Raw genomic sequence first — 18,779 nt, 5'->3', positions numbered from 1 at the left:
TTTTATGTTTTAGCTTCCGTTCAACTGTGAAGCACTTAATGTATCTAGGTTGTTTGCTAATTCTGGAATTTCTTCTCCAATGTTGAGGTTAAGTTTTTTCCGAAGCAATCCAACAAACAAATATAAAAATGGTGTGTCTAATGCGGCAATCAATACTTTAAATAGGAATCCGCTTAAAAGAAGTCCACCAAATAATTGCCACTCAATTTTTCCAAAACTACAAAGTAATAGCAATACTGCTGCTGTATCAACAAGTTGAGAAAGAAAAGTAGAAAAATTATTTCTTATCCATAAATGTTTTCCTTTTGTAATTCGTTTCCAAAAATGAAATATTTGAATGTCAATATATTGCGCCAATAAGTATGCCACCATTGAAGCAAAAACTGCAATGGCAGTTGCCCCAAAAACTTTACTAAAAACACCGTCATCAATAGGACTCCAAGAAGTAGCAGGAACAGCATCTGCAATAAAGACGATTAGTAAAGAGAAAAATGACGCAAAAATTCCAGCGGTCACTACTTGGTTTGCTTTCTTTTTGCCATATACCTCGCTAATAATATCGGTTATTAAAAAGGTGATGGGATAGGGTAAAATCCCCACTGAAATTTCAAAAGTATAAAGCCCAAAAAAATCCCAATAGAAGAATTTCTGAAATATTAAATTAGAAACTACTAGAGAACAAATAAACAACGCAGCTAAAATTAAATAGATGCGTTGCGCGAATAAATGCTCCTTGAGTGATAATTTTCTCATTTTTAAAGTACTCTAGTCATCTGGTTGGGCGCAGTCGAAACCTATATTGAACACAGAATGTTTAATGAGAAGTACTGTTAAATACTTTAAGATTTCAATTTTCATTTGCCAACAAAGATAATTGCGAGTAGTTTTGTTTTTCTTAAAATGAACTTAAATTCTCTTAACAAATTATTCCTCTAAACAATATATATCTAGGGCTAGGCAGTAATATGGGTAATCGTTTTGAACACCTACAAGCTGCTGTAGATGCTATTTTTAAAAAAATAGGCTCTGTAGTTAAAATTTCTTCAGTATATGAAACCCCTGCAATAGGATTTGAAGGAGGTGATTTTTTAAATTGTGTACTATTAATACAATCAAATTATTCAACATCAAAACTGCATAAAAATATCTTGGAGATTGAAAAGAAGATAGGAAGAGAAGATAAAAAAATCACGGCATACGAGTCTCGACCAATTGATATAGACATATTGCTTTATAACGATGAAGTAATAGAAAAGAAAGCGTTGAGTATTCCTCACCCTAGAATGCTTGATCGCAAATTTGTTTTACAACCACTTGCTGAGATCAATGGTAAACTAGAACATCCCATTTTTAAGAAAACTATTGATCAATTGTTAATTGAAACTATTGATGTAACTATAATTGCAAAGCAATCAAAATGGCTTCGAAACCCTCAAAAAGATTTTGATTTTAGCAAACTTAATTATATAGCTATTGAAGGAAACATAGGTGCGGGGAAAACAAGTCTAGCGCACTTAATGGCTTCAGACTTTAATGGCAAATTAATATTAGAACGTTTCAAGGATAATCCATTTTTACCTAAGTTTTATGAAGACCAAGCGCGTTATGCATTTCCGTTGGAGATGTCATTTTTAGCAGACCGATACCAACAGTTATTAGAAGATATTACACAATTTGATCTATTTAATGATTGCGTCATCGCAGATTACGACGCGTATAAATCTTTAATATTTGCACAAGTAACTTTGCAAGCAGAAGAGTTTAACTTGTATAAAAAGTTGTTTCATTTAATGCATAAAGAACTACCTAAGCCAGACGTGTATGTTTATCTATATCAAAATACGGAACGCTTGTTAGAAAACATTAAAAAACGAGGAAGGTCTTACGAAAAAGGAATTGCACCAGAGTACCTTCAAAAAATTAATGATGGTTATTTAGAGTTTATCAAAAACCAGCATAATGATAATATCAAAATCATCGATATTTCGGCTTTAGATTTTGTTAAAAATAGAGAAGATTATCTCTCTATTTTAAATCAGATTTTAAATTAATTGTTTGAAAAATAAAAATTAATGTGTTGAAAGATTATTAATACAACCTAACAATTAATACTTTCTGTATCATTCTTGATTAAGCTTACAAAACAAATCCCAAACTACTACTCCCGTGCTTACCGCAATATTTAAAGAATGCTTGGTCCCGTATTGTGGAATTTCAATAACAGCATCACTTTCGGTTACTATTTTTTGCTGTACCCCTTTTACTTCATGACCAAAAACTATGGCGTATGTCAATGCTTTTTGCGTAGAAAATTCCTGTAGAGGAATAGATAATTCAGCTTGTTCTATACTTGCAACAAATACACCTTCTGCTTGCAGTTTTTTTACTACATCTATTGTGTTTTCAGCGTATTCCCAAGCAACACTATCAGTTGCTCCCAATGCTGTTTTTTGAATATCCTTGTGAGGAGGTTGCGCAGTAATTCCGCATAGGTATATTTTTTTTACTAAAAAAGCGTCGGCCGTTCTAAAGACCGAACCTATGTTGTTTAAACTTCTTATGTTATCAAGAATAATAATTAAAGGTGTTTTTTCTTGAGCTTTAAAAGTTTCGGCATCGATGCGATCAAGCTCACTATTTTTTAGTTTACGATATTTCATAATACAAAAATAGAATTTATTTCCGTCGGAAATATAATACACCGAATACTTGAGATTTTAATTAAGCAAAACAGAATATTTTTCTTTTAAATTATTTAAATTTTTAATATTTCAGAAAATAAATCTAATTTTATTTGTTTTATAATAATTAATTTCACAATATTTGTCCTCACAAAGTTCAAAACTTTATTGAAATGTTATCAAGAAAGGCGGAGGGATTAGACCCATTGAAGCCTTAGCAACCCTTGTTATTCTACTTATCTAAGTATAGAATATCAAGAAGGTGCTACATTCTACAGCGATTTTTTTAATCGAAGATAGATAACGACAACACAATATGCTAGCAGTGTATTGTTGTCAATTCTTATAACATTTTTCTTAAACAATTATTAATAGGTTTCGCTCAAAATAAAAAAGCGAAATCGAAGTAAATTTTAGAAAAATGAGTGCAACAAAAATTATCCATTCCATTCCAAGCGACCCATTAACGGGTTCAATTTCGGTACCTGTGTACCAAACATCAACATTTATTCAAGATGCCCCTGGCGTAAACAAAGGCTACGATTATGCCCGTAGTAACAATCCCACTCGTAAAGCATTGGAAGATGTAGTTGCTGGACTCGAAGGCGGTCACGCAGCATTTGCTTTTGCAACAGGACTTGCTGCCATTGATGCAGTTTTAAAAACTTTAAAATCTGGAGATGAGATTGTTGCGGTAGATGATATTTATGGTGGTGCATACCGTTTATTTACACATGTTTATGAAAAATTAGGTTTAAATATTAAATATGTGGACACTACTATTGTTGAAAACGTAGCAAATGCCGTAAGTAGTAAAACCAAATTTATCTGGATTGAGTCTCCCACAAACCCCACATTAAAAGTGAGTGATATTAAAGCGATTGCTAATATTGCAAAAAGCATCAACGCATTACTCGTAGTGGATAACACGTTTGCAAGTCCAATAGCTCAGCAGCCACTCGCACTTGGAGCAGATATTGTGATTCACAGTGGTACAAAGTACATAGGTGGTCACAGTGATTTAGTCGCTGGTCTTGTCGTGACTAAAACGCAAGAGCTTAGCGAGCAAATTAAATTTATTCAAAATGCATCTGGCGGAATCCTTGGACCATGGGATTGTTTTTTAACTATTCGCGGTATTGAAACACTTGATATTCGATACAGAAAGCAATGTGAAAATGCACAAAAAGTTGCAGAGTTTCTTCTGAAATGTGACCAAGTTGACAACGTTTATTTTCCTGGATTAACAGCACATAAAAATCATGAAATTGCAAAAAGACAACAAAATGGATTGTTTGGTGGTATTATTTCATTTACGCTAAAAGACGACACTGTTGCTGCTGCAAATGTATTTGTAACAAATACAAACTACTTTAAACTGGCCGAAAGTTTAGGCGGAGTTAAAAGTTTATTATGCCATCCACCACAGATGACACACGCATCTGTACCCAGAGAAAAAAGATTGCAAACGGGTATCAAAGATTCATTAATTAGATTGAGTTGTGGTATCGAAGAGGCAGAAGATTTAATTAAAGATTTAGAAAGTGCTTTTAAGAGGGTTGCTTCAAAAAAATTAGTGCAGGCTATTTAAAAAAATCAAACAAGAAAATGAATTTAATGCAGTCAAAGTGGTAACAGTTCTGGCTGCATTAGACTAAAAATAATTAAAGTTATGAGTACAAGTATAGAAACTGTAGAAAGAGAAAAGATTGATTTAGTTGCACTAAAAAAAACAAATATTAATGTAGTTGTTTTTGGTCATGGGAAAGTAGGAAGTACATTAATAGAGCAAATTTTAGATAAACATCTATCACTATGGAAACGTAGGGATTTAAATGTAAAAATTATTGCGGTAGTAAACTCTACTAAATTACTTTTAAGACCAGACGGTATTAATAAAAATTGGCAGCTAGAAAAACATACATATGGAACTAGATACTCAGTACAAACAATAATTGATTTTGTAAAATTACATGAGTTTGAACATGTAATTGCAGTTGATAACACTGCAGATGATAACATAGTTCATGAATACACTACTTTAATCAATGCAGGTTTTCACTTAGTATCATCAAACAAAAAAGGGAATACACAGTCGTTACAATTTTATCAAAATTTAAGGAAAACGCTACAAGTTAATCATAAAAAATATTTGTACGAGACTAATGTAGGCGCAGGATTACCTTTAATCGATACCATTTCATTATTGCATGCTAGTGGTGAAAATATCACTAAAATTAGAGGTGTTTTCTCAGGCTCATTAAGCTACATCTTTAACACTTTTGGTAATAGTAATTTACCCATTAGTGAGGTGCTAAGCCGCGCTATTAAAAAAGGTTTTACAGAGCCAGACCCTCGTGAAGATTTAAATGGAAATGATGTAGCAAGAAAATTATTAATTCTCGCTCGAGAGTTAGATTTGCACAATGAATTAAAGGACGTAATGGTTGAAAATCTAGTCCCAAAAAGTTTAAGAAATAGCTCAAAAGAAGAGTTTCTTAATTCTCTATTTTATTTAGACGTTCCTTATAAAATCAAAAAAACCAATTGTAGAAAAGGGAATGTATTGCGTTATGTAGCCGAATTATCTGGCAATTTAGCCAAAAATGATGGAGCCAATCTTGCCGTAAGGTTAGTTGAAGTTGCTAAGGATTCGGTCATTGGTCAATTAAAAGGTAGCGACACCATATTTGAAATTTATACAGAAAACTACGATAAAAACCCAATTGTAATTCAAGGAGCTGGTGCTGGCGCTGAGGTTACGGCAAGGGGAGTTTTTGGAGATATTTTGAGGCTGAGTGAACAGATTAAAAACTAAATATAGAGAATGAAGAACACCAGCAAATTAAATCAAGCATTGCGCGACAGAATCCTAATACTCGATGGAGCGATGGGAACCATGTTGCAACGTTATAATTTTACCGAAGAAGATTTTAGAGGTGAGCGATTTAAAGATTTTCATACATCCGTAAAAGGAAATAATGACTTGCTTTCTATCACACAACCCAAAGCAATTGCAGAAGTACACGCCAAGTATTTTGAAGCTGGTGCAGATATTGTGGAGACAAATACGTTTTCAGGGACAACAATTGCTATGGCAGATTATGACATGCAAGACTTAGTATACGAGCTCAATTTTGAAAGCGCTAAAATAGCGAGAGAAGTTGCAAAAGTTTTTACTAAAAAAGAACCGCATAAACCCAGATTTGTAGCAGGAGCAATTGGGCCAACAAATAAAACGGCTAGCATGAGCCCAGATGTAAATGACCCGGGGTTTAGAGCCGTTTCTTTTAATGAGCTACGAGTTGCATATAAGCAACAGGCAGAAGCATTACTTGACGGCGGTGTTGATGTGCTTTTAATAGAAACTATTTTTGATACACTCAACGCAAAAGCTGCATTATTTGCAATTGAAGAAATTAAAGAGGAACGTCAAATAGACATTCCCATAATGGTCAGCGGGACAATTACAGATGCCTCTGGGCGAACGCTATCTGGTCAAACGGCTGAGGCTTTTTTGATCTCAATTTCGCATATTCCATTATTGAGCGTTGGATTCAATTGTGCTTTGGGCGCTAAACAATTAACACCCCATTTAGAGGTGGTAAGCAATCGCACTGATATTGCGATAAGCGCTTACCCCAACGCAGGATTGCCAAATGCCTTTGGTGAATATGACGAATCTCCAGAGCAAATGGCAGAACAAATCAGGGAGTATCTTGATAAAAAGCTTATTAATATAATTGGAGGATGCTGTGGTACAACACCACCACATATTAAGGCCATCGCAAAAATTGCAAGTGAATACAAACCTCGTCCATTAAATTCCCCTGTTTTGTATGTCTAATATTTCAGAAATAAAAAATAGTGTTTTATGTTCTTCGGAAATGAATAACACCCAAAATCGAGTGCTAAAATTATCTGGTTTAGAACCTTTAATTATAACCCCCCAAAGTAATTTTATCAACGTTGGCGAAAGAACAAACGTAGCCGGTTCCCGAAAGTTTTTACGTTTAATTAAAGAGGAAAAATTTGAAGAAGCACTTGCAATTGCGCGTGATCAAGTTGAAAATGGTGCACAGATAATTGACATCAATATGGACGATGGTCTCATTGACGGTAAGGCTGCGATGGTCAGGTTTTTAAACTTGATAGTTGCGGAGCCAGATATTGCTCGCGTACCCATAATGATTGATAGCTCTAAGTGGGAAATTATTGAAGCTGGACTTCAAGTAGTACAAGGTAAATGTATTGTCAATTCAATTAGCTTAAAAGAAGGTGAGACAGAATTTATTGAAAATGCAAGAAAAATAAAACGCTATGGAGCAGCCGTAATTGTAATGGCATTTGATGAGGTGGGACAAGCGGATAATTTTAATCGCCGTTGTGAAATTTCAAAACGCTCGTATGATATTTTAGTAAACTCGGTAGGCATTAAGCCTGAAGATATCATCTTTGATTTAAATATTTTTCCTGTGGCAACAGGAATGGAAGAACACCGTAAAAATGCTATAGATTTTATAGAAGCTACTCGGTGGGTAAAAGAAAATCTACCGTATTGTAGTGTAAGTGGTGGAGTGAGTAATGTGTCATTTAGTTTTCGTGGGAACAATACCGTGCGGGAAGCAATGCACTCAGTGTTTCTATACCATGCAATAAAAGCAGGAATGAATATTGGGATTGTAAATCCTACGATGCTTGAGATTTATGATGACATCCCAAAAAATTTATTAAAACACGTTGAAGATGTCATCTTTGACCGTAGCGATGATGCCACTGAAAGACTATTAGAATTTGCCGAAACCGTAGTAGGACAGGTAAAAGAAAACACTGTTGATTTAAGTTGGAGAATGGAACCTCTCCAAAACCGAATTACTCGTGCATTAGTAAAAGGAATAGACCAATATATTATTGAAGATGTAGAACAAGCAAGGCAAGAAGCGAACGCTCCAATTGAAGTTGTCGAAGGCAATTTAATGACAGGAATGAATGTGGTGGGAGACCTCTTTGGGAGTGGGAAAATGTTTCTTCCTCAAGTAGTAAAAAGTGCTCGTGTAATGAAAAAAGCTGTAGCGTATCTAGAGCCTTTTATTGAAGCCGAAAAGCAAAAACAACTAAAGCAAGATTTATTAACGAATAAGGATGCAAAGGTACAGCAAAGAGGTGCAGGTAAAATATTAATGGCAACGGTAAAAGGAGACGTTCATGACATAGGGAAGAACATTGTTTCGGTAGTACTTGCTTGTAATAATTATGAGATTGTAGATTTAGGAGTAATGGTGCCTCCTGAAAAAATTATTGCAGAAGCAAAAGCGCACAATGTAGATATTATTGGGTTAAGTGGATTGATTACACCGTCGCTTGATGAGATGGTTTTTATAGCAAAAGAAATGCAACGTCAAAATTTTGAAGTTCCACTCATGATTGGTGGAGCAACAACAAGCAAAGCACATACAGCAGTAAAAATTGATACAGAATATAAACATGCAGTTGTGCATGTTAATGATGCGTCAAGAGCAGTTACGGTTGTTGGAGATTTATTACAAAAAGAAAAAAAAGATAATTACAAGAAAGATTTAAAAGCAGATTATGCGGTATTTAGAAATAATTTTCTGGGAAGGCAGCGCACTAAAGAATACTTGAGTGTTAAGCAAGCCAGAACTAATAAATTAAAAATTGATTGGAATACTTCGGGAATTTTTAAACCGAGGACATTAGGAATTCAAAAAATAGAGAAACTTGATTTAGAGTTATTGAGGGATTACATTGATTGGAGTCCATTTTTCAGAAGCTGGGATTTACACGGCAAATTTCCGCAGATATTATCAGATACAGTTGTGGGCTCGCAAGCTACTGAGTTGTTTAATGATGCTCAAGTTATTCTCAATAAAATTATTTCAGAAAAGCTGTTGACTGCAAAAGCAATTTTTGGACTGTTTGAAGCAAATACAATCAATGATGATGATATTGAATTAAAAAATGTTGTCTGTTCCAGCGTAGAAGAAAACTCTCTTGGTGCAGATAAATTTATATTTCACACTCTTCGGCAACAATCAAAAAAAGCAACTGGAAGGCCTAATGTTGCATTAGCAGATTTTATCGCACCACTAAATACAGGCATTCAGGATTATGTGGGTTGTTTTTGTGTGAGCACAGGCTTTGGAACTAAAGAATTAGCCAAAAAATATGAAGCAGAAAATGACGATTATAATTCGATAATGGTAAAAGCAATAGCAGACAGACTCGCAGAAGCCTTCGCCGAATATTTACACAAACAAGTGCGCACAAAACATTGGGGCTATGCTGAGAATGAAACATTAACAAATGAAGATTTAATTAAAGAAAGTTATAAAGGCATTCGCCCTGCGCCAGGATATCCAGCATGTCCAGACCATCTAGAAAAACTAACTATTTGGGAGGTCTTAAATGTGAAAGAGGAAATAGGAGTGGAGTTGACAGAGGGATTAGCAATGTGGCCAGCGGCATCGGTAAGTGGATATTATTTTGGAAATCCCGAAGCTCGCTATTTTGGACTCGGAAAAATAAAAGAAGATCAAGTAAAGGATTTTGCTAATCGCAGGCAAATTTCCGAAGGAAAAGCATTAAAATGGCTTGCGCCCAATATTGCTGACTAGAAAAAAAACTCCATGCCTTAGAGCATAATTGAATATGAAAGTAACAGAACACATAAAAGAAGCCAACGGTAAAACTCAGTTTAGTTTTGAGATTTTACCTCCTTTAAAGGGGCAGAATATTCAACAAATATTTGACAATATTGACCCCTTGATGGAATTTAAACCGCCGTTTATTGACGTAACATACCACAGAGAAGAGTATGTATATCAAGAACAAGAAAATGGATTGTTAAAAAAGAAAATAGTACGTAAGCGTCCTGGAACAGTGGGTATTTGCGCTGCGATTCAAAATAGATATCAAGTAGATGCTATACCGCATATATTATGCGGTGGTTTTACTAAAGAGGATACAGAAAACTTTTTGATTGACTTGGGTTTTTTAGGGATTGATAATGTGATGGCGTTACGAGGAGATGCCGTTAGGAACGAAACGTATTTTACACCCGAAGGGGAAGGACATACATATGCCAGCGAGTTAGTGAGTCAAATTCAAGCACTCAATAATGGTGAGTATTTAGATGCAGAAATACAAAACCAATCAAAAACAGATTTTTGCATTGGCGTTGCAGGTTATCCTGAAAAGCATATTGAAGCTCCCAGTCTTGATAGCGATATTCATTTTATAAAAAAGAAAATAGCAAGTGGCGCTACTTACATAGTGACACAGCTTTTTTATGATAATAAAAAGTACTTTAAATTTGTCGATAAATGTAGGAAAGAAGGAATTACAGTGCCTATTATTCCAGGGTTAAAACCAATTGCAACTAAGAAACAACTTAATTTAATTCCGCATCGCTTTGCTTGTGAGTTACCGGATGACCTTATTATGGAAATTGTAAAATGTAATGATAATAAAGCCGTCCGTCAAGTAGGTGTTGAATGGAGCATTGCTCAAAGCAAAGAGCTTATTGAGGCTGGCGTCCCTGTTTTACATTATTATTCAATGGGGAAGAGTGATAATATTAGATCCATTGCTGGGGAGTTGTTCTAGTTTTTTTTGTGTGTTATTGAGCATTTTTAAGCTCAAATTTAGAATGTTTTTTATCTTTTATTTAGCTTTCAGTTTTTACTCCAAATGGTTTTTGTTGATAAATCGATCAATCCTGCTTTCAAAAGTGCATAACTACGGGTAATGATTTCTTCGGAAATTTTAATATTTCGGTATTTTTGAGATGTTTAAAATTTCCGAAGAGACAAGATGAGCAAGCCCAAAAAAGTGACCCCTTTAATGAAACAATACAATACCATCAAGGCGAAATATCCTGATGCATTATTATTGTTTAGAGTAGGGGATTTTTATGAAACTTTTGGGGAAGATGCAGTAAGGGCGGCGGGTATTTTGAATATTACTTTAACTGCAAGAAATAATGGGGGCGATGCTGTTGAGCTTGCTGGGTTTCCACATCATTCTTTAAATACATACTTGCCTAAGTTAGTAATGGCAGGATGTAGGGTTGCTATTTGTGACCAACTCGAAGACCCAAAGCTTACAAAAAATATTGTTAAACGAGGTGTGACCGAGTTGGTAACGCCAGGTGTTGCTTTGAACGATGATATTTTACAATCAAAGTCAAATAATTTTTTAGCCGCGATACATTTTGGCGCCTCAAAAAGTTCTGGTGATTCTAGAAAAATAGGAGTTTCTTTTTTAGATATTTCGACAGGTGAATTTCTTACTTCAGAAGGGAATGCTGAGTATGTGGATAAATTGTTGCAAAACTTTAATCCTAGCGAAGTGCTTTTCAGTAAACAAAAAAAGAAACAGTTTTCTGAAACTTTTGGAGATAACTTTCATGTTTTTCATTTGGAGGATTGGGTATTTCAAATGGATTACTCAAAAGAGACATTGCAGAAACATTTTGGCACAAAAAATTTAAAAGGTTTTGGAATCGACCATTTAGAAAATGGAATTATTGCCAGTGGTGCTGCGCTTCATTATTTAGGAGAAACACAGCACAATAAATTAGAACACATTACACGAGTGTCTCGCATTGCCGAAGATGCGTATGTGTGGATGGATAGATTTACCATTCGTAATCTTGAACTGTATCATTCAAATCAACAAAATGCTGTTACATTACTTGATGTGATTGATAAAACGATTTCGCCAATGGGTGGTCGTAAATTGAAAAGATGGATGGCATTGCCGTTAAAAGATTTAGAAAAAATTAATCGCCGTCATGAGGTGGTAAGTTATTTGCTCGAAAACGAAAAGGTGCTTACTAATGTACAGTCGCATATAAAAAGGATAGGTGATTTAGAAAGGCTAATTTCAAAAGTAGCAACAGGAAAGATTAGCCCGAGAGAAGTTATACAGTTAAAAAATTCTTTAGAAGCTGTTAGTCCTGTAAAAATTGCTTCGATAAATTCAGATAATGAATCACTCAAAATAATAGGTGAGCAATTACATGAATGTCAATTGTTACGTGATAAAATAAAGGAAACTTTAAATGAAGAAGCGCCTGTCAACATTTTAAAAGGAAACGCTATTGCTTCTGGTTTTCACGTTGAGCTTGATGAGTTGCGTGCCATTGCAACTGGAGGAAAAGAATATCTAGATAAAATGCTTGCAAGAGAGACTGAGCGTACGGGAATTTCATCATTAAAAATTGCTAGTAACAATGTGTTTGGGTATTACATAGAAGTGAGAAATACCCATAAAGATAAAGTTCCAGAGGAGTGGATACGCAAACAAACACTAGTAAATGCAGAGCGATATATAACTGAAGAGCTAAAAGAATATGAATCAAAAATTCTAGGTGCTGAGGAAAAGATAGGAGTTTTAGAACAAGGAATTTTTGTAAAATTAGTTAAGTGGATGCTTCAATTTATAGCACCGGTTCAACAAAATGCGTCTTTAATTGCTGAGGTTGATTGTTTGTGTTCATTTGCTTCTCATGCAAAAACAGCTAAATATGTACGACCAGTTTTTGACGAAACTACAGATCTGCATATAAAGGATGGCCGTCATCCTGTAATAGAAAAACAGTTACCGCCAGATGCCCCATTTATTGCTAACGATGTTTTTCTTGATAGAGAGCGTCAGCAAATCATTATGATTACCGGGCCTAATATGAGTGGTAAAAGCGCTATTTTACGTCAAACAGCACTAATAGTGTTGCTTGCTCAAATGGGGAGTTTTGTCCCTGCTGGCGAGGTACGATTAGGTGTAGTAGATAAGATTTTTACTAGAGTGGGAGCAAGCGATAATATATCTATGGGCGAATCTACATTCATGGTAGAGATGAATGAAACGGCGAGTATTTTAAATAATATTAGTGAGCGTAGCCTTGTGCTTCTAGATGAAATAGGTAGAGGAACCAGCACTTATGATGGTATATCCATTGCTTGGGCTATTAGTGAATATTTACATGAACATCCCAGTCATGCAAAAACATTATTTGCAACGCACTATCATGAAATTAATGAGATGACCGAAACGTTTAACAGGATTAAAAACTATAATGTTTCAGTAAAAGAGTTGAAAGATGATGTATTATTTCTTCGGAAATTAGTTCCGGGGGGCTCACATCATTCGTTTGGAATTCACGTTGCAAAAATGGCTGGAATGCCGCAAGCCGTTTTAAATAGAGCCAATAAAATTTTGAAGCGGCTTGAAAAAAGTCATTCTTCCGAAGAATTAAGTGACAAGATGAAGCAAATTTCCGAAGAAGAAATGCAACTAAGCTTTTTTAATCTTGATGATCCATTGCTAGAGGAGCTACGTGAAGAAATCTTAGAGGTGGATATTGACACATTAACTCCTGTTGAAGCGCTAATGAAATTAAACGAAATGAAACGTATGTTGTTAAGAAGTGCAAAAATTAAAAAAAGTAAGTAATACTAATTTTAATTAACGAATTCTCTCTATTGTAAAGAAGCTATTAGCAGATGATCCTACAAGATTTGTAGCTACACTCACTAAACTACTTTCAATTTCAAACTTAATTTCATCATTTTCATTTAATTCTACAAGAGTTTGTACAGTTCTTACAGGCGTTGTTATGTTTACTAAGGCTACGCTTAAATTAGCAAATGAGTTTTTTTGAATCACAGTGTTATTCTTTAGGATTCTTACTCCATAGTTAGTTGATATATGTAGATTGTTTTGTTTAACCTGAACATAAATTCTATAAATTCCATCTTGTTTAGCTGTAAATTTATGCGTAGTTGTATCAAACTCATCATTAATGTCAAAATCTTCATTATCAAAAGGTACAATGCCTGATCCACCTAATAAAGAAATACTAATTGCAGAAGCGCTATCAAAACTACCTTTAACTGCTGTTTTAAATTCTTCTTTATAAATTTCTAATAATGGGATTTGTTTTATTTCATTATTATTTGTGATTAAAATTGAATTCTTTGCATTTGATGCGTCGTTTTCGAGAGGTATAGATCTTACCATTAAACTTCCATTGACGTCTAACGTTGCAAGTGGATTACTTGTGTTTATTCCTACTTGAGAATATAATGTACTGCTAAGGGCTAAAAAAATAAATATGTATCTCATAACTTTAAAGTTTAATTAAAACTATTTGCGAGGAGATTGTAAATATATGAATAAAATACGTTTAAAAACAAATAAATCCGTTAAAGTGTTAATTTTAATTTGGATTATGTTAATTTTTTTAATTTGATGTTAATGTCCTAACATCCATTTTTTATTAAATGTTATTTAAAAAAAAATAATTTTTCATGTTGTCAACCCTTGATTTCAATCATTTTTTGTAAAACCAATGAACAGTAAATTTAAAATTGGAGTTTTAATTTTTATAAATTTTTACTGTGAACGTTTTTATTTCATAATGAGTTAATATTTAAAGTGTTGTGTTTTAATTAAAAAAAAATATTATTTTAAGTTAAAAAAGGGTTTGAGTTTAAACTAATTATTTTAAATTTGCAACCGCTTTAACAGCGAAGTACGTTCTTAAATACTTACCATTAAATTGGTATAATTTGCGAAAATAGCTCAGCTGGTAGAGCGCCACCTTGCCAAGGTGGAGGTCGCGGGTTCAAATCCCGTTTTTCGCTCAAGTATCTACCTAGTTACATTTTTGTAGCTATTTAATCGCTGAAGTGGTGGAATTGGTAGACACGCTGGACTTAAAATCCAGTGGGCAGTAATGTCCGTACGGGTTCAAGTCCCGTCTTCAGTACTTTAAAAAACCGAATCGAAAGATTCGGTTTTTTATTTTCTACAGAGTAGATTTGCTCATAGGCTTACCTCATTATTAATTTTTTCAAATCTAAAACACTTTGTGAGCTTGTCTTGTGAAAACTTACATTAAATAGTAATTTAATAGTTTTTGTCTATCTAAATTCCAAATAACATATAAAAATACTATTTCAGAACATCTATTTGTAGCTATTTTTATGCGTTTTTGAGAAGCTTAAATATGTGTGTATACATAAATTTTAAAAGTCTCTTAAATCGCTTTAAATAGATTTTACCCCTTTTTTAAGAGTGATTTGTATTTTTCTTTAATTTTTTCTTAATCTTTTAAACAATTTTATCCCTTTTTTAGTTCTTATTTACTGATAATTTTCTATTGTTTTTTTAAGAAATATTTAGAGGTTTAAGTGTAGTTTAACACTGTTTAGTGGTTGTTTTTAGGTTAAGTAAGTAAAACCTTACGTAAATAAACGATTAAAAATGTATTTAAACGAAACTATATGTCTAGTTTTGTCGTATATAATAGTGTTGATATTGTTAATAACTATATTCGCATCTTGATTTACTATCCAATTGAATGTCATTTTTTAAGACCAATTGATTGTTAAGTTAATTTTTAAAGAATTTATATCATTTGATATTTCCTACTTATGAAAAATTTTACTCAATTACTTAATAGAAATATTTGCTTGTCGCTGTTTCTAATTTTTTTATTCAGTATTTCATCATATTCACAAACTATTTCTGCAACAAATGGACGTGGAATTTGTGGTAACTGTGCGCCTCCAGGGTGGGTGGATGCTGGTGGTTCTCCAGATGTTTCGGATAGAAATAATTGTTCTACCGCTGCTGCGGGTGGTGGTGGTGGTGATACTTGGCTAAGTGGTCCTTTGCCTCTCCCTCCTAATGGGCATGAAACATGGTTGTCTTTAAGAGATTTAGGGGATTTAGCAGGAGAAGAAACTGTCCGTACAACTATGGAAGAGCTTATTGTAGGTGATACTTATGAGATAACGGTATATACTTTAACGGCTTTGGGGAATGGAAATGGAGCGGTTTTTAATGGAAATAATATAGCTTACGCTGCTAATTTTAATGATTCGTATAGATACCTTGTAGAGGGGCAAGCTATTACCAGTATTGCTATTAGTGGTCAAAATACATGGCAGACAGATAAAATAGTTTTTACTGCAACAGCTACAGATTTAGATTTTACTTTCTTTCCAGGTAATAATGCTGGTGGAGGTAATAATACAACAATTGATGAAATTGAAACGGTACAGTTGTCAGTTACTTTAAATTCAATCGAAAATATTACTGATAGTGATGGTGATGGAGTTCCAGATACGGCTGATGTTTGCCCTGGATTTGATGATACTGCAGATAATGATAACGATTTAGTGCCGGATGGTTGTGACCTTGATGATGATAATGATGGGATTCTAGATACAGTAGAATGTCCAAATATATCTCTTTCGTCAGATATCATAATTAATTCTCTTAGTTCGGGTAATTTAACTGTTGTTGGTGGCGGTGCTTCAGGAACACCTTTGGTTCAAGATGCTGGCCCTGGGAGTGACGAGCCAGGATTAAGATATTTAGATCAAGATTTAGGATTGACTTGGTATAGATTAAATTTAAATGGTGATGATTATTCTAGTGTAGATGGTAATTTTTTAAATTTTCGAATTTATATTGAAGATCAAGGGCAATCTTGGTTTAATAATTTGCAGGCTATTAATAACGACATTCGTCTTGTCTCTGGAGGAACTACCTTAATTTCAGATGTGAATCAAGATCCTTTTTTAACAACTGAGGCGATTGGAGATTTTCCAGTTAGTTATCAATTGACCGCTGCTAATTTTGGTGTGTCACAAACAGCATTTGAGGCTGTTATTTCAAATTTAGATTTCATTGATATTCGAGCAGAATTTTGGGGTGGTAATCAAGGAATTTTAGAAAGTGAATTAGTGCCATTCCTTACGAATCCAGATTTAGCCTGTGATATTGATATGGATGGTATACCAAATATCTTTGATGAAGATAGTGATGGAGATGGTTGTAATGATGCAGACGAGGCCTATAATAATAGTGATACAGATTTTGATAATAATGGTTTCTTCGGAAATGGAACTCCAGCAGTAGATCCTGTTGATGGTACAGTAGTAGCAGCATCATATGTAGCGCCAACGGCTACAGGTGCAGGGTTAAATACATTTGAAGAAGGAATGAATGTCGTGATTGCAACGACACCTGAAGATGAAGATATATGTGAAACGGAAATAGCACAATTTGATGCAGTAGCTAATGCCACTCCAGTCGCAACAAACACTCCAGTTGCTACAGCAAGTACAAATGTAACATACCAATGGTCGGTTAGCACAGATGGGATAAATTTTTCAGATTTAGCTTCTGAAACAGGAACAGTAGCGAGTGGTGCAACAGTTTCTCTTGTGTTAACAGGAGTGACCGAGGCAATGGACGGTAATATTTACAAAGTCTTATTTACGAATGAAGCTAATATTTGTGGAGCTGAAGCGGAAGCTACCTTAACTGTTAATGTTGAAGATGCAGGTTTTAATTATGATGCAGCTGCTTATTGTGTAGATGCTTCAGACCCTACTCCTACAATTATTGGAGATGCAGGAGGTACTTTTAGTAGTGCACCGGCAGGATTAACCATAAATGCATCGACCGGTCAGATAGATGTGAGTGCATCAACTCCAAACACATATTCAGTTACGTATACAACCTCAGGAGTTTGTCCAGCTAGTTCAAATGTTTCTGTAACAATTAATGCCTTAGACGATGCAAGTTTCAGTTATGATGCTGCAGCGTATTGTGTAGACGATTCAGATCCAACTCCAACCATCACTGGATTGGCAGGTGGAACATTTACAAGTGGTGCAGGCTTATCAATTACTTCTTCAACAGGAGCAATTGATGTGAGTGCTTCAACACCTGGAACCTATGCAGTAACCTATACAACGATAGGGACATGTCCAAATAGTTCGACTGCTTCAATAACAATTAATGCCCTAGACGATGCAAGTTTCAGTTATGATGCTGCAGCGTATTGTGAAGATGCAACAGATCCAACACCAACAATAACAGGAGTTGAAGGTGGAACTTTTTCAAGTACTACGGGACTATCTATTAATGCTACAACAGGAGCAATTGATGTGAGCGCTTCAACACCTGGGACCTATTCGGTAATCTATACAACGGCAGGAACATGTCCAAATAGTTCGACTGCTTCAATAACAATTAATGCCTTAGACGATGCAAGTTTCAGTTATGATGCTGCAGCGTATTGTGTAGACGATTCAGATCCAACGCCAACGATTACAGGATTAGCAGGTGGAACATTTACAAGTGGTGCAGGCTTATCAATCACTTCTTCAACAGGAGCAATTGATGTGAGCGCTTCAACACCTGGAACCTATTCAATAACCTATACAACGACAGGAACATGTCCAAATAGTTCTATTGCTTCAGTTACAATTAATGCCCTAGACGATGCAAGTTTCAGTTATGATGCTGCAGCGTATTGTACAGACGATTCAGATCCAACGCCAACCATCACTGGATTAGCCGGTGGAACATTTACAAGTGGTGCAGGCTTATCAATTACTTCTTCAACAGGAGCAATTGATGTGAGTGCTTCAACACCTGGAACCTATTCAATAACCTATACAACGACAGGAGCATGTCCAAATAGTTCTATTGCTTCAGTGACAATTAAAGGCTTGCCAATTGCGGTTAATGATGATTATGACGTTGATGAAGATGACTCAGTGGTACTTACGCCACTTAATTTAGATTCAGATCCTGACGGTGATACCTTAACGATTGAATCTATCAACGGAACAGCGTTAACCCCTGGAACTGCGCAAACCATTGCAGTAGATAATGGAATAGTAACCATTGATGCAGCAGGAGTGATCACTTTTACTCCAGATGCAAACTTTAATGGAGATGTTGTGATTCCTTACGTAATAACTGATTCAGATTGTGGTACAGCGACAGCCAATGAAACCATCTCAGTAAAAGAAATCAACGATGCTCCGGTAGCCGTAGATGATGATTATACCGTAGATGAAGATGATTCAGTCGTATTAACTCCTTTAGATCTAGATACAGATTTAGACGGTGATACGTTAACAATTGAGTCTATCAACGGAACAGCGTTAACACCTGGAACTGCGCAAACCATTGCAGTAGACAACGGAACAGTAACGATTGATGCAGCAGGAGTGATCACTTTTACTCCAGATGCAAACTTTA

General features: G+C 34.9%; 11 protein-coding genes, 2 tRNA genes and 1 riboswitch. Of the genes, 10 read left to right on the top strand and 3 right to left on the bottom strand.

Features of this window, described 5'->3' with window-relative positions; translation table 11 throughout:
- Positions 1–9 precede the first annotated feature (9 nt).
- Positions 10–753: a queuosine precursor transporter gene (locus tag GB234_RS14415; RefSeq protein WP_151895285.1), complete on the bottom strand. Its 744-nt coding sequence runs from the start codon at positions 751–753 to the stop codon at positions 10–12.
- A gap of 170 nt (positions 754–923) precedes the next feature.
- On the opposite strand from GB234_RS14415, the gene folK reads away from it, so the two are divergent.
- Complete coding sequence (gene folK / locus GB234_RS14410; protein WP_151895284.1) at positions 924–2,051, top strand: 2-amino-4-hydroxy-6-hydroxymethyldihydropteridine diphosphokinase; 1,128 nt, start codon at positions 924–926, stop codon at positions 2,049–2,051.
- A gap of 69 nt (positions 2,052–2,120) precedes the next feature.
- On the opposite strand, the gene GB234_RS14405 is transcribed toward folK, so the two are convergent.
- Positions 2,121–2,660, bottom strand: a complete 540-nt coding sequence (locus GB234_RS14405; protein ID WP_151895283.1) for an RNA methyltransferase — start codon at positions 2,658–2,660, stop codon at positions 2,121–2,123.
- Between the two features lie 194 nt (positions 2,661–2,854).
- Positions 2,855–2,988: riboswitch (SAM riboswitch) on the top strand.
- A gap of 114 nt (positions 2,989–3,102) precedes the next feature.
- Here GB234_RS14405 and GB234_RS14400 point away from each other — a divergent pair.
- From GB234_RS14400 to mutS, 6 genes are all read left to right on the top strand, one after another.
- The gene (locus tag GB234_RS14400) at positions 3,103–4,272 is read left to right on the top strand and encodes a trans-sulfuration enzyme family protein (RefSeq protein WP_151895282.1); all 1,170 of its coding nucleotides are present in this window, start codon (positions 3,103–3,105) and stop codon (positions 4,270–4,272) included.
- An 81-nt stretch (positions 4,273–4,353) separates the two neighbouring features.
- The gene (locus GB234_RS14395) at positions 4,354–5,499 is read left to right on the top strand and encodes a homoserine dehydrogenase family protein (RefSeq protein WP_151895281.1); all 1,146 of its coding nucleotides are present in this window, start codon (positions 4,354–4,356) and stop codon (positions 5,497–5,499) included.
- A gap of 9 nt (positions 5,500–5,508) precedes the next feature.
- Complete coding sequence (locus tag GB234_RS14390) at positions 5,509–6,528, top strand: homocysteine S-methyltransferase family protein (RefSeq protein WP_151895280.1); 1,020 nt, start codon at positions 5,509–5,511, stop codon at positions 6,526–6,528.
- A 40-nt stretch (positions 6,529–6,568) separates the two neighbouring features.
- Positions 6,569–9,316: a methionine synthase gene (gene metH / locus GB234_RS14385; RefSeq protein WP_151895309.1), complete on the top strand. Its 2,748-nt coding sequence runs from the start codon at positions 6,569–6,571 to the stop codon at positions 9,314–9,316.
- 34 nt (positions 9,317–9,350) lie between these two features.
- A complete protein-coding gene (metF, locus tag GB234_RS14380) occupies positions 9,351–10,307 on the top strand; it encodes a methylenetetrahydrofolate reductase [NAD(P)H] (RefSeq protein WP_151895279.1) in 957 nt (318 codons plus the stop codon).
- Between the two features lie 207 nt (positions 10,308–10,514).
- The gene (gene mutS, locus GB234_RS14375; RefSeq protein ID WP_151895278.1) at positions 10,515–13,157 is read left to right on the top strand and encodes a DNA mismatch repair protein MutS; all 2,643 of its coding nucleotides are present in this window, start codon (positions 10,515–10,517) and stop codon (positions 13,155–13,157) included.
- A gap of 12 nt (positions 13,158–13,169) precedes the next feature.
- Here mutS and GB234_RS14370 read toward each other — a convergent pair whose 3' ends face one another.
- Positions 13,170–13,829 carry a C1q-like domain-containing protein gene (locus GB234_RS14370; protein ID WP_151895277.1) on the bottom strand — a complete coding sequence of 220 codons (660 nt, stop codon included), beginning with the start codon at positions 13,827–13,829 and terminating at the stop codon, positions 13,170–13,172.
- A gap of 448 nt (positions 13,830–14,277) precedes the next feature.
- Here GB234_RS14370 and GB234_RS14365 point away from each other — a divergent pair.
- The 3 genes from GB234_RS14365 to GB234_RS14355 form a co-directional block, all read left to right on the top strand.
- Positions 14,278–14,350 (top strand) — tRNA-Gly (locus GB234_RS14365).
- A gap of 39 nt (positions 14,351–14,389) precedes the next feature.
- Positions 14,390–14,475, top strand: a tRNA-Leu gene (locus GB234_RS14360).
- A 667-nt stretch (positions 14,476–15,142) separates the two neighbouring features.
- Positions 15,143–18,779 (top strand): Ig-like domain-containing protein (locus GB234_RS14355; protein WP_172966902.1); only part of this gene is annotated, 3,637 nt, incomplete at its 3' end.

The organism is Patiriisocius marinistellae, from assembly GCF_009014635.1.
In the GTDB taxonomy this organism is placed as follows: domain Bacteria; phylum Bacteroidota; class Bacteroidia; order Flavobacteriales; family Flavobacteriaceae; genus Patiriisocius; species Patiriisocius marinistellae.
The sequence above is the reverse complement of the archived record's forward strand: the minus strand, read 5'-3'. Positions and strand labels throughout refer to the sequence as shown.